Origin of the sequence: Burkholderia anthina (genome assembly GCF_001547525.1) — a bacterium.
In the GTDB taxonomy this organism is placed as follows: domain Bacteria; phylum Pseudomonadota; class Gammaproteobacteria; order Burkholderiales; family Burkholderiaceae; genus Burkholderia; species Burkholderia semiarida.
This window is the reverse complement of record NZ_LNJP01000004.1, coordinates 177,563-189,609: the sequence shown is the minus strand read 5'-3', so window position 1 is coordinate 189,609 and position 12,047 is coordinate 177,563. Positions and strand designations below refer to the sequence as shown.

The 12,047-nt window shown below is 65.4% G+C and carries 13 protein-coding genes and 1 pseudogene; 11 read left to right on the top strand and 3 right to left on the bottom strand.

Annotation, left to right across the window (positions count from 1 at the left end):
* The first annotated feature begins 138 nt into the window (after positions 1–138).
* Positions 139–1,071, top strand: coding sequence for a DMT family transporter (locus tag WS64_RS30015; protein ID WP_060968950.1), 933 nt, complete (start codon positions 139–141; stop codon positions 1,069–1,071).
* 199 nt (positions 1,072–1,270) lie between these two features.
* The gene (locus tag WS64_RS30010) at positions 1,271–1,819 is read left to right on the top strand and encodes a hypothetical protein (RefSeq protein WP_060968705.1); all 549 of its coding nucleotides are present in this window, start codon (positions 1,271–1,273) and stop codon (positions 1,817–1,819) included.
* 94 nt (positions 1,820–1,913) lie between these two features.
* Here the strand turns inward: WS64_RS30010 and WS64_RS30005 are convergent, their stop codons facing one another.
* Positions 1,914–2,048: an entericidin A/B family lipoprotein gene (locus tag WS64_RS30005; RefSeq protein WP_006485835.1), complete on the bottom strand. Its 135-nt coding sequence runs from the start codon at positions 2,046–2,048 to the stop codon at positions 1,914–1,916.
* A 233-nt stretch (positions 2,049–2,281) separates the two neighbouring features.
* Between WS64_RS30005 and WS64_RS30000 the strand changes: the two genes are divergently transcribed.
* Positions 2,282–3,577, top strand: a complete 1,296-nt coding sequence (locus WS64_RS30000; RefSeq protein ID WP_059584768.1) for an aspartate carbamoyltransferase — start codon at positions 2,282–2,284, stop codon at positions 3,575–3,577.
* A 140-nt stretch (positions 3,578–3,717) separates the two neighbouring features.
* On the opposite strand, the pseudogene WS64_RS29995 reads toward WS64_RS30000, so the two are convergent.
* Positions 3,718–3,873, bottom strand: a pseudogene (locus WS64_RS29995) (VapC toxin family PIN domain ribonuclease); the annotation flags it as partial.
* 176 nt (positions 3,874–4,049) lie between these two features.
* Here WS64_RS29995 and WS64_RS29990 point away from each other — a divergent pair.
* The 3 genes from WS64_RS29990 to WS64_RS29980 are packed head-to-tail and all read left to right on the top strand — an operon-like array spanning position 4,050 to position 7,732.
* Positions 4,050–6,293 (top strand): TonB-dependent receptor, encoded by a 2,244-nt coding sequence (locus WS64_RS29990; RefSeq protein ID WP_060968704.1) that lies wholly within the window; start codon positions 4,050–4,052, stop codon positions 6,291–6,293.
* A gap of 3 nt (positions 6,294–6,296) precedes the next feature.
* Positions 6,297–7,052: a tetratricopeptide repeat protein gene (locus WS64_RS29985; protein ID WP_060968703.1), complete on the top strand. Its 756-nt coding sequence runs from the start codon at positions 6,297–6,299 to the stop codon at positions 7,050–7,052.
* Positions 7,049–7,732 (top strand): Fe2+-dependent dioxygenase, encoded by a 684-nt coding sequence (locus tag WS64_RS29980; protein WP_060968702.1) that lies wholly within the window; start codon positions 7,049–7,051, stop codon positions 7,730–7,732. The genes WS64_RS29985 and WS64_RS29980 overlap by 4 nt, the downstream gene beginning before the upstream one ends.
* Before the next feature lie 41 nt (positions 7,733–7,773).
* On the opposite strand, the gene WS64_RS29975 is transcribed toward WS64_RS29980, so the two are convergent.
* Positions 7,774–9,816, bottom strand: coding sequence for a hypothetical protein (locus WS64_RS29975; RefSeq protein ID WP_060968701.1), 2,043 nt, complete (start codon positions 9,814–9,816; stop codon positions 7,774–7,776).
* A 185-nt stretch (positions 9,817–10,001) separates the two neighbouring features.
* On the opposite strand from WS64_RS29975, the gene WS64_RS29970 reads away from it, so the two are divergent.
* From WS64_RS29970 to WS64_RS35040, 5 genes are all read left to right on the top strand, one after another.
* Positions 10,002–10,241 (top strand): type II toxin-antitoxin system Phd/YefM family antitoxin, encoded by a 240-nt coding sequence (locus WS64_RS29970; protein ID WP_021158157.1) that lies wholly within the window; start codon positions 10,002–10,004, stop codon positions 10,239–10,241.
* Positions 10,238–10,633: a type II toxin-antitoxin system VapC family toxin gene (locus WS64_RS29965; protein ID WP_060968948.1), complete on the top strand. Its 396-nt coding sequence runs from the start codon at positions 10,238–10,240 to the stop codon at positions 10,631–10,633. Before WS64_RS29970 ends, WS64_RS29965 begins: the two co-directional genes overlap by 4 nt.
* Positions 10,634–10,803: 170 nt before the next feature.
* A complete protein-coding gene (locus tag WS64_RS35445) occupies positions 10,804–11,001 on the top strand; it encodes a M15 family metallopeptidase (protein WP_347876650.1) in 198 nt (65 codons plus the stop codon).
* A gap of 102 nt (positions 11,002–11,103) precedes the next feature.
* Positions 11,104–11,688 carry a nucleotidyltransferase family protein gene (locus WS64_RS29960; RefSeq protein WP_059584758.1) on the top strand — a complete coding sequence of 195 codons (585 nt, stop codon included), beginning with the start codon at positions 11,104–11,106 and terminating at the stop codon, positions 11,686–11,688.
* Positions 11,689–11,859: 171 nt separating this feature from the next.
* Positions 11,860–12,000, top strand: a complete 141-nt coding sequence (locus WS64_RS35040) for a hypothetical protein (RefSeq protein ID WP_012339712.1) — start codon at positions 11,860–11,862, stop codon at positions 11,998–12,000.
* The last annotated feature ends 47 nt before the right edge of the window (positions 12,001–12,047 follow it).

The window sequence follows — 12,047 nt, the reverse complement described above, 5'->3', positions numbered from 1 at the left end:
TTCGAAAGCGACTACCCCCTCGAAGGCCACCGCGACCTGTTGCGTCAGCGCAAGCCGACGGTTCGCCACCGTCAGTCCAGTCCCTGGCTGCAATTTCGTTCAAGACGCACGTTGCCGCCATACACGACGATGCAGCGCATGAAGACACGACTGATCGGCTATCTCTATCTCGCCGCCGCGATGGCGGGCGTCGGCAGCACCGTCATCGCGAGCCGTCTCGCGGCCGGCGGCCTGCCGCCGTTCGCGGCCACCGCGCTGCGCTTCCTGATCGCGACCCCGTTGCTGTTCGCGATGATGCGCGCGCAGCGCATGCGCTGGCCACGCATTTGCGCACGCGATGCCGTGCTGCTCGTCATTCAGGCGGCGGCGGGTGGCGTCGGCTATACGGTGCTGCTGATCAGCGGCACGAAACTGTCGTCGCCGCTCGATGCCGGCGTAATGCTCGGCACGTTGCCGGCCATGTCGACGCTGATCGCGGCCGTCGTGCTGCGCGAGCGGCAGACGCCGCGCGACTGGCTGGCCGCCGCGCTCGCCACGGCCGGCGTGCTGTTCGTCACGTTCGCGCCGGGCCATGCGATGCCGTCGCTGCAAACGCTCGTTGGCGATGCGCTGGTGCTGGCGGCCGTCGCATGCGAAGCGGTCTTCATCCTGCTCAACCGTCGGCTTGCCGCGCCGTTGCCGCCGCTTGCGCTATCCACCGCGATGTCGGGCCTCGGCTTCGTGCTCGCACTCGTGCCGGCCGCGTTCGAATGGCATGCGGTGGCGAGCGGCTGGACCGTCGGCGCCGTGTCGGCGATCGCCTACTACGCATTGATTCCGACCGTGCTGGGTTACCTGTGCTGGTATGCGGGCTCGGCGCGCACGAGCGGCACCGAGGCGGCCCTGTTCACCGCGGTCGCGCCGGTTTCGGCCGTGCTGTTCGCGGTCGCGCTGTTCGGCGAAACGCTGACCGGCACACGTGTCGCCGGCATCGCGCTCGTCGTCGCCGGCATGCTCGTCGGCGCGATGCGACGGCGCGAGCCGCCCGTCGAATCGCTCGCCGCGCGCGCCGCGCAGGCCGCCGCCGACTGACTCGCGTTCGTCGCGTCCCCGCGGAGACGGCGGCGCCTCCGTCGACGTCGCAGCGCTCGTCGATCCAGCCTTTCCGTCACATGGCGGGCGACTGTAGGAATGTGTCCGCGCACCGCAAAACCGTTGCGCACGACTGCGCAAGATGCAATATTCGCGTGGCCGGCCCTTTGACCATCATCGAACAACACTCCGCCACGCAATGAACAGGAAGGAAGCCAAAACAAGAATCGCGGTGCTGCTGTCCGCGGGAACGAGGAAGGCCGACGCACTGGCCGAGCTATCCGGGCAAGGGCTCAAGGATCGCGTGCTCGCGCACCTGATCGCGTCGCGCCCCGACCCTGAACGCTGCCGCAAGAACAAGATACACATCCGGATCCTGATCGCGCTCGGCATCGCGCAGTTGGTCATCAGCCTGATGCTTGCATACTACTTCCTCGCGTCCGGCGCCGGCGGCGTCCTGGTCACCGCCTTCCTGGCGTTGACCGTGCCGCTGTCGCTGCTGTTCATCTGGGGCTTTGCGACCCATCGTGTCGGCGCATATCACGCGTTCATCCTGTTGTCGCTGCTGCAGATGCCGAAGACCGTCGCCGATCTCGGGCGGGATCCGTCCGCCGCGCTGCCGAGCCTCGCGATCACGGCCGCGCTGGTCGGTTATGTCTGGTTCGTCCGCAACCGGTTGTTCCCCGACTACGGCTGGTTCACGCCGCGCAAGGTCGAGGGCCGCTACGCGTTCGTGGAACGCGCCTGACGCCGGCGGCATCGATTCGTACGCAAAAAAGGCGCCGGGCCGCCCCGCCATCGCGGGAAGGCCCGGCGCCTTCTGCATGCCGGAACCGGTCGGCTTACTTGGCCTTTTCAGCCGAATCGCTGATCGCCTGGCCGCCCTTCGAAATGTCCTGGCCCACGCCGGCGACGGTATTGCAACCGGCGAGCGCGGCGGTCACCACCAGCAGCATTGCAGCAATCGTACGCGTCATTCTCATTCTCCTTCGAATCAACAAGCCCGACCGGGCGAATCGTGTGCGGCGCGGCGCCCGGCACGCTGCCGGACACGGGGCCTGACCTGATTATACGGAGACGCGCGCCGCGCGCCAGTACGGCCGCGTCGAGTGTCATGCGCCACACCCGCTGTGCGCACAGATTTTTCTTGACTTCATCGCGGCAGAAACTAATATACGCACCGCGTATATTTTCCGCCCAGGAGCCGCCGATGACCGTTCCCCAGCAAGCCTTCCTCCGCGACGCGATGCGCCGCCTCAACATGACCCGCGAGGCATTCGCGAATCGCATCGGCGTCAGCCGCCGCGCGCTGGATACGTGGCTGCTTCCGGACGATTCGCAGGAATCGCGCGGGATGCCCGAGATCGTCGAGCGCTTCGTGTCGGAAATCGTCGAGCGTTCGGCGCCGGATGGCGAGAACTATACGCAAAGCGTAGACAAACAAGGGCTCGCGAAGCAGTTCCTGTTCGAAGGCAAGCCGCAATTGATCTCGGTCGACCAGTTTTCGCGGGATTCGGTCGAGGCGCTGTTCCGCGTGGCGGACGTCATGCAGCCGATCGCGCGGCGTCACAAGATTTCACGCGTGCTCGAAGGCGCCGTGCTCGGCAACCTGTTCTTCGAGGCCAGCACGCGCACGCGCGTGTCGTTCGGCGCGGCCTTCTGCCGGCTCGGCGGCTCGGTGTGCGACACGACGGGCTTCACGTTCTCGTCGATGGCGAAGGGCGAATCGATCTACGACACGAGCCGCGTGATGGCCGGCTACGTCGACGCGCTCGTGATCCGCCATCCGGAAAAAGGCTCGGTGGCCGAATTCGCACGGGCGACCAACCTGCCGGTGATCAACGGCGGCGACGGCCCCGGCGAGCACCCGAGCCAGGCGCTGCTCGACCTCTACACGATCCAGCGCGAGTTTTCGCGGCTCGGCAAGATCGTCGACGGCGCGCACATCGCGCTGGTCGGCGACCTGAAGTACGGCCGCACCGTGCACTCGCTTGTCAAGCTGCTCGCGCTGTACCGCGGGCTGAAGTTCACGCTCGTGTCGCCGCCGACGCTCGAGATGCCGGCGTACATCGTCGACCAGATTTCGACGAACGGCCACGCGGTCGAGCAGACGAACGATCTCGCGGCGGGCTTGCGCGGCGCGGACGTGGTCTACGCGACGCGGATCCAGAAGGAGCGCTTCACCGACGAGTCGTTCGAAGGCTATACGCCGGATTTCCAGATCAACCAGGCGCTCGTCGACTCGGTGTGCAAGCCCGACACGCTGATCATGCACCCGCTGCCGCGCGACAGCCGGCCCGGCGCGAACGACCTGTCGGTCGACCTGAACCGCGACCCGCGTCTCGCGATCTTCCGGCAGACCGACAACGGCATTCCGGTGCGGATGGCGATCTTCGCGGTGCTGCTGGGCGTCGAGAATCTCGTCCAGCATTCGATGCGCGACGCGACATGGCGCCCGCCGGCATACCTGGGGCCGGAGGATGCGGTGTTTCACGGAATCGACTGATCTGCGGCCGGTGTCGCGCGCCTGAACGGGAATTTGCTGCAGTTCAAGGGCCGCGCGCAGACGTAACGCATTCAACGCGCCGACTTGCACGGCGCGTTGTCATTTTCGGCGCCGGGGACGTGACGGCCGCCGACCCGGCGTCAGCGGAACCAAGGGTCGATCACACGCAGGCCTGCTGCTTCGAACGGCGCGACGTCGCGCGTGGCCACGATCGAACCGTTCGAGGCGGCGATTGCAGCGACGAAGCCATCGGCAGACGCCATTGCGTTGCCTGTCGCTCCCCGGCCACGAGCCTTCGACCCCTCCGCCACATTCGTCAACAATTCCCCGACAAATGAGAACAAGAACGCTTCTCATTCGTAAAGAAATTACATAGAATGCCGCCTGAAAACAAATCGTAATAATCCCCGCCGGCATGCACATTTCCGTAGCGCACTGCCCCGGGAGCCACACCGCGAGGTCGAAGCGCACCATGAAGTCCCGTCCCGACGAGCTGAAGCTCGGCAAGTTCACCACCCTCTGCAGCGTGCTGGCCGCGAGCCCCGCGTTCGCCGACGGCGCGCCGCCCGCGGCGCCCGCCGGCACCGAAGGCCATCTCGCGCCGATCGAGATCCAGGGCAAGACCGAGCACAGCTACAAGGCCGACTTTTCCGCTTCCGCGAAATTCACCGCGCCGCTCGTCGACACGCCCAAATCCGTCACCGTGATCCCGCAGGAACTGATCCAGAACAGCGGCGCGACCACGCTGACCGAGGCGCTGCGTACCGTGCCCGGCATCACGTTCGGCGCCGGCGAGGGCGGCAACCCGCTCGGCGACCGTCCGTTCATCCGCGGCTACGACACGCAGGGCAGCATGTTCGTCGACGGCATGCGCGACACGGGCGCCACCACGCGCGAGATCTTCAACACCGAGCGCGTCGAGATCACCAAGGGTTCCGACGGCGCGTACGGCGGCCGCGGCGGCGCGGGCGGCAGCATCAACCTGATCACGAAGGCCCCGCACCTCGGCACGACGGCCGCCGCGAGCGCGGGCCTCGGCACCGACCGCTATCGCCGCTTCACCGCCGACGGCAACTGGCAGTTCGCCGATCACGCCGCGTTCCGCCTGAACCTGATGAGCCACAACAACGACGTGGCCGGCCGCGACGCCGTCAACAACGAGCGCTGGGGCGTCGCGCCGTCGATCGCGTTCGGTCTCGGCACGCCGACGCGCGTGACCGCGAGCTACTACCACCTGCAGACGGACGACATGCCCGACGGCGGCATCCCGTACTTCTATACGACGTCGAACAAGCCCGCGAACGTCGGCACGATCTATCCGGCGCCCGTCGATCGCCACAACTTCTACGGCCTGATCGACCGCGACTTCCGCAAGACCACGTCGGACATCAGCACGATCAGGATCGAGCACGACATCACGCCGAACCTCACGGTGCGCAACACCGCGCGCTACACGGAATCGACGCAGGACTACATCTGGACGCAGCCGGACGACAGCCAGGGCAACGTGGTGAACGGCAAGGTCTGGCGCCGCAACAACAACCGCAACAGCGCGATCAACAGCCTCGCGAACCTGACCGAGCTGTTCGGTGAATTCCGCACGGGCCCGTTCAAGCACAGCTTCAACACCGGCATCGAGCTGTCGCGCGAATGGGGCAAGCGCGACTCGTACAAGGTCGCGACCGACACCGGCAAGATCTGCCAGCAAGGCATCGGCGCCGCGTCGGGCTACAACTGCACGAGCCTGTGGTCGCCGAACCCGAGCGATCCGTGGGCCGGCTCGATCTCGCGCAACAACGACTACGCACATGCGCGCACCACGACGAAGTCGATCTACGGCTTCGACACGATCGAGATCACGCCGCGCTGGCAGGTCAACGCCGGCGTGCGCGTCGACGACTACTCGACCCGCTTCACCGATACCAAGGCGAATGGCAGCAAGACCTACACGCGCGACGACACGCTGTTCAACTGGCAGGCAGGCCTCGTGTTCAAGCCCGCGCGCAACGGCAGCATCTATGCGTCGTATGCGACGTCGTCGACGCCCGCCGGCATGCTGCTCGGCGAAGGCAGCGAAACGCAGTCGCTCACGCCGGGCCGCGGCGGCGTCGGCCCGAATGCCGATCAGCTTTCGCCGGAAAAGAACCGCAGCATCGAGCTCGGCACGAAATGGAACGTGCTGAACGACAAGCTGTCGCTGACGGCCGCGCTGTTCCAGATCGACACGACGAACGCGCGCGTGACGCTGCCGAACAACCAGTACGCGATGGTCGGCAACAAGCGCGTGCAAGGCCTCGAGCTCGGCGTCGCGGGCCAGATCACGAAGCAGTGGCAGGTGTTCGGCGGCTACACGTACATGAAGAGCGAACTGCGCGACAACGGTAAGGACACCGCGAACAACGGCAACCGCTTCCCGAACACGCCGAAGCACAGCCTCACGATGTGGTCGAACTACGACATCACGCCGAAGTTCACGGTCGGCGGCGGCGCGTTCTACATGTCGGAAGTGTTCGGCGATCCCGCGAACCTGCGCGCCGTGCCGTCGTACTGGCGCTTCGACGCGATGGCGCAGTACCGGATCAACAAGAAGCTCGATCTGCAACTGAACGTGAACAACCTGTTCAACCGCACCTACTTCGATCAGGCGTATCCGGCGCACTATGCGTCGATCGCGCCGGGCCGCTCGGCGTTCGTCACGCTGAACGCGCGCTACTGATCGATGGAGGCCGTGTCGCTGAAGGCGCTCGCGTCGGTCACGCCGCGCGAGTTCGCCGACATCCTGGCCGGGCCGCCCGAGCGCGCCGCCGCGTGGGTCGCGGCGGCGGCCGAGCACGGCATCGTCGATGCGCAGGCCGTGTACGGGCAATACCTGCTCGACGGCCACGGCGTGCCGCGCGATCCCGCGGCCGCGCTCACGTGGTTCCGGCATGCCGCGCAGGCGAATCATCCGATGGCGATGAACATGCTCGGACGCTGCTACGAGTTCGGCTGGGGCACGGCCGCGTGCGCGCCGGTCGCCGTGTACTGGTACCGGCTCGCCGCGCAGGCGGGCCTCGACTGGGGCATGTACAACTACGCGACCGCACTCGCCCTCGGCAACGGCGTCGACGAGAACCGCGCCGACGCGCTCGAGTGGTTTCGCCGCGCGGCCGCGCTCGGCCATGCGAAATCGATCAACCTGATCGGCGGCTTCTACGAGGACGGCTGGGTCGTACCGGTCGATATCGACGCCGCGTTCGACCACTATCGCCGTGCCGCCGTTGCCGGCGATTTTCGCGGCCAGTTCAACTACGCGCGGCTGCTCGCCGAGCGCGGGCGCGTCGACGAAGCGCTCGTGTGGCTCGCGCGGGTGCCGGCCACCGCGACACCCGCGTTCATCGCGAAGATGCGCGCGTATCTCGTGTCGTCGCCGCTCGACGCGTTTCGGTCGGCGGCGATGCAACTGGCGCCGCACGCAATGGAATCCGTATCATGATGCTTCACATCCCCGGCGTACTGACGAAAGCGCAGGTCGCGCAATGCCGCGAACTTCTCGATCGCGCCGAATGGATCGACGGCAACGCGACGTCCGGCGCGCAGTCGGCGCTCGCGAAACGCAACCGGCAATTGCCGGAAGGCTCGCCGGCCGCACGCGCGGTGGGCGACGCGATCCAGGATGCGCTCGCCCGCCATCCGCTGTTCTTTTCCGCGGCGCTGCCGCTCAAGGTGTTTCCGCCGCTGTTCAATCGCTATGCAGGCGGCGAGACGTTCGGCACGCACGTCGACAACGCGATCCGGCTGCTGCGCGGCACGGATTTCCGCGTGCGCAGCGACCTGTCGGCCACGCTGTTCCTCGAAGAACCCGATGCGTACGACGGTGGCGAGCTGTGCGTGGAGGATACGTACGGCGTGCATCGCGCGAAGCTGCCGGCGGGCGACCTCGTGCTGTATCCGGCATCGAGCCTGCATCACGTCACACCGGTGACGCGCGGCGAGCGCGTGGCGTCGTTCTTCTGGATCCAGAGCATGGTGCGCGACGACGGCGACCGCACGCTGCTGTTCCAGCTCGATACGCAGATTCAGGCGCTTTCCGCGGAAAAAGGCGCGAAGGATCCGATGGTCATTTCGCTGACCGGGATTTATCACAATCTGTTGAGGAAGTGGGCGGATGCGTGAAGCGACATGACGTTGGGCAATACCCCCGCCGTCACCGATGCTCAATGGACACCATCCATCTTTTCCGCGGCGGGAATATAGCCCGAATAACCTGCCTCGTAGCTTCTCCCACCTGCACTCGCATAACTGACGACCTGATCCTTCGGGATCGTAATGCGAACGCAGCTCAGATCGGCATCTTTGACTAACGGCGCGGTCGGCGCCATCACGCTCACGGCGCCGACCGCCTTCGTCCCGCTCGCCGCGCCGCCGCCCGAAGCCTTCGTCTTGTCGCTGGACTTTTCGGCTTGTACGGGCGCCCGCTTCAACGCGCGTGTCCGCAATTCAAGGAGAAACGGATCGCAACCGTGCCCCTGCTCATGAGATATCGAATCTCGAACCGCCATGGTCAACACCAGCGTCTGAGCCGACACATTCGCGGATACCGCACTCGACGGCCTCGAAGCGGCCGCCGGAACCGGCTTCGCCGCGCGCCGTGAACCGGTCTCGGGAACGTGCACAGCGCGCGGCTGCGCAACGGTGGCCGACTTCCGTGCGATCACCGGGCCGGTGTCCGCGGAAGAATCGGTGCGCAGCATCAACTCGATCACCATCGATGAGCCGAGGCGGTTGACGATATTGACGTGAGTCAACGTAATCGAGCCATCCTTGCCGGTCGAACACCGTACACCGAATGGAGCCAGCGTCGCGCACTGCTGGCCAGACAGCGCCATGCTCAATGCATGTCGATTACCAAACCCGAGCGTCGTGACGAGCATGCGAGGAAACAGCAACGGGTTCTGCGCAATCGTAGGCACCGAGGCAAAGGCAGCGATGGCAACCATCACGCACAATCCAGCACGTGTCTTCCACCCGCGCGTCGAAAATGCCGCCCAGTTAAATACGCTGAGCAACGATATCGTCATGAAAAGTATCTGCGCGCGATCCTTGGCATGAGTCATGTCGACCAGGAAATACGCGGACAGCAACACCCAGACAGTGCAAAATGCAAATACGACCGTGACGCACAGTTTCGCCACGATCAGCTTCGACGGACCGTTCCAGCGAGCAAGCAACCTCGGGCCGCCCCCGCCGACAATACTTGTATTCGCCAGCCTACCCCGCAAGACCCGCCAAATCAGCCACAGCAGTCCCACCACGCCCGTAGCCGCGCCCACGACCGACAGCGCAAGCCAATTGGCTTGCCACAGCCATTCGAAGCGTGCATGATCGACCATCCACGAGCTGCTCGCCAGGACGAATGCCGCAATCGCGATCCCCAGAACCCAGCGTAATCCGACTCTCAACGCTCGATTCGAGACGCTCGCGCTTCGTCCCGTCCAGCGCCGCCGTACTAACAACGCGACCGAGACCACAACCAACACCGACGGGATCCAAAGGTGCGCCGTTATCCACTCAATCCCTATCCTGGCGACCGGCGCCAGCTTCGAGCAGGCGAAGGCGAGCGGATGTGCCTGGTCCGCCAGCGCGGGATCAACCATGATCGGTTTCAAACGAGCTGCCAGTTGCAATGCGACGAGTACCACTGCCCCGAAAGCGAATACGCTCCACAGCACCCGAGTCCGCCCACTGGTCGCGATCGACTCGTTGTCGATCAATAACCCGATCAGCCCAGCGTAGGTCATCAGGTAGCCGACGACAGTCAGCCAAGCCAATGCCGGACCGATCCAGTATACAAACGGAGACGCCAGCGCTTCCCCCCATAGCAGGCCAGTCAGCATCGTCGCCAGCAAGATGAAGCGCCCTCGCAGCAAACGGTCGCGCATCTGTTGGTTCTGTGTCGGTGACCCGGACTGTCCGATCGAAGCTGTAGGATTGTCTTCGTAAAACTGATCGAGCACGAAACGCGCGGAGAATCCAGCGAACAGAAAGTAAATAGCGAACAACCCGGCGAGCCCGATCTCGATGACGAAAGCCGCTATCAGTGCGCCTGTCAGGTCCGTCAGCGTGAAATCGGGGAGTTGGCCAATGCTGACGGAATAAAGCAGGAGCGGTGCTCCACCGAGAGAAAGTACAAGTAATGACAGAAGCGTAAACGGATGATCGTCGACGATTTTCTCGAATCGTTGGCGGAACGTTCTCATATTCGAATTGTTTGTGATTTATTCAATTCCGCTCCGCGCGTCCCCCCTCAGTCGGGACCTCTGCGCTGGAGAGGCGGCCATCCGGATTCTACTCAACATCGCAGCAGCCGGCCTCAAGGCCAATTGCTTGCAGTGGCGCAGGCTCCACCCTACAATGACCATCGTCACGTGACCATGAACATATCATGATGCCGCACGCTCCCGTATCGAAATCCGAATTCAAGGCTCGCGCGCTCGAATACTTCCGGCTCGTCGAGGCGTCGGGCGAAAGCCTGATCGTCACCGACCACGGCAAACCGACGCTCGAGATCCGCCCGTATCGCTCGCGCGAAGCCCAGCCGTTGGACATATTGCGCGGGTCGGTCATGCGCTACGACAATCCTCTCGATCCGATTGCGGAAGATGATTGGGAGGCGTCGCGGTGATCGTGCTGGATACGCATGCATTGGTGTGGTGGATAGCGGGCGACCCCGCGCTCAGCAAGAAGGCGCGGAGCGCGATCGATCGCGCGCGGAGCGAAGGCGCGCTCGCCGCATCGGCGATCTCCGCGTGGGAAATCGCGATGCTGGTGCGCAACGATCGCCTCGCCCTGACGATGGATGTCGACGCGTGGCTCGCCACCGTCGCGCAGATCGACGGCATGCGTTTCGTGCCGGTCGATGCCGACATCGCCGCGAAATCCACCGACCTGCCCGGCACGTTCCACAAGGATCCGGCCGATCGCATGATCGTCGCGACCGCGCGGCGTCTCGGCGCGCCGCTCGTCACGCGCGACGAAAAAATCCGCGCGTACGCGCACGTCAAGACGCTCTGGTAAGCGTCGCCCGCGCTCGCATCAAATCGCGGCGCATTCTCCACGAGACTCTGGCATATTGGCGATTCGTCTGACCAAAACGACCGCGGCCACCCTGCTCGACATCGGCCGACGGCCTGCAACCGGCCTCGCCATCATGAACGCCACCGACCAGGAATCGTCCGGCGCGTGCTATACGCACAACCCGTTCATCAGCCGCGCGAAACCGCCAGATCCTGATCGACGCGCTGACGGACGCCGGCTTCACGAATTACCCGTCCGAATGGTGGCACTGGTCGCTCGGCGATCGCTATTGGGCCGTGATCCAGAACGAATCGCACGCAATTTACGGTCCTGTCGACGAAAGCATGCTCGACGAAGCGGCGCGATGACAGTTTTCCCGATCCGGCAGGCGTGATTCGGTAACATCCTCACTTGCCGATCCCCGTGTGCTCCCGCACAATCGCAGCACCTGCCTCACTCCCCTCGCGCCGATGTCCTATGCGTCACTCGCCACCGGCGTCCTGCTCGCCGGCGGCCTTGGTCAACGCTTCGACCCGAGCGGCCTGCACAGCAAGCTGCTCGCCCGGCTCCCCGACGGCACGCCGGTTGCGGTGGCCGCCGCCCGCCGTCTCGCGGCAGCCACCGCCGACGTGATCGCCGTCGTGCGTCCCGGCGCCGAAACGCTTGCAATTCTGCTGAACGAAGCCGGCTGCCAGGTCGTCTATGCACCCGACGCGTTGCGGGGCATGGGCGCGAGCCTCGCGGCCGGCGTCCGCACGACGCCCGACGCGAGCGGCTGGCTCGTCGCGCTCGGCGACATGCCGTGGATCGCCGCTTCCACCTACGAAACGGTCGCACGCGCGCTCGAAGCCGACAACGCATCGATCGTCGCGCCCGCGCATCGCGGCGTGCGCGGGCATCCAGTCGGTTTCGCCGCGCACCACTTCGAAGCACTTGCCGCCCTCGACGGCGACACGGGCGCCCGCGCGCTGTTCGCCAGCGCACCGGTGCAACTGCTCGACATCGACGATCCCGGCATCCTGCGCGACGTCGATACACCGGCGGACTTGCGCTGACTTCGATTGCGCGACCTCGCGAGATTCCGCACGAACACCGTCAATACGCGGATTTCGCCGACGATCGGCAGCCTGCCACAAGAACCCGCTGCAAACGCGCCCTCGATTGGCTATAACCAAGACGAGGCGCGTCCGCCGCGCCACCGCCGTCACGCACCGCACGAGTTCTCCATGAGCGACCACACGACCCCGACGCCCGAGCCACCGGCCGACCCGAACCGCGACCCGGAAGACGATCCGTTCTCGTCGCCGCCCGGCCATCACGACAACCCGCAGCAGCCGGACGGACCGCCGAGCAAGGATCCCGTCTAGCCGCGCGCCGGCCGCTCCACGAATGCCGCCCGCCACGTCCGTGACGA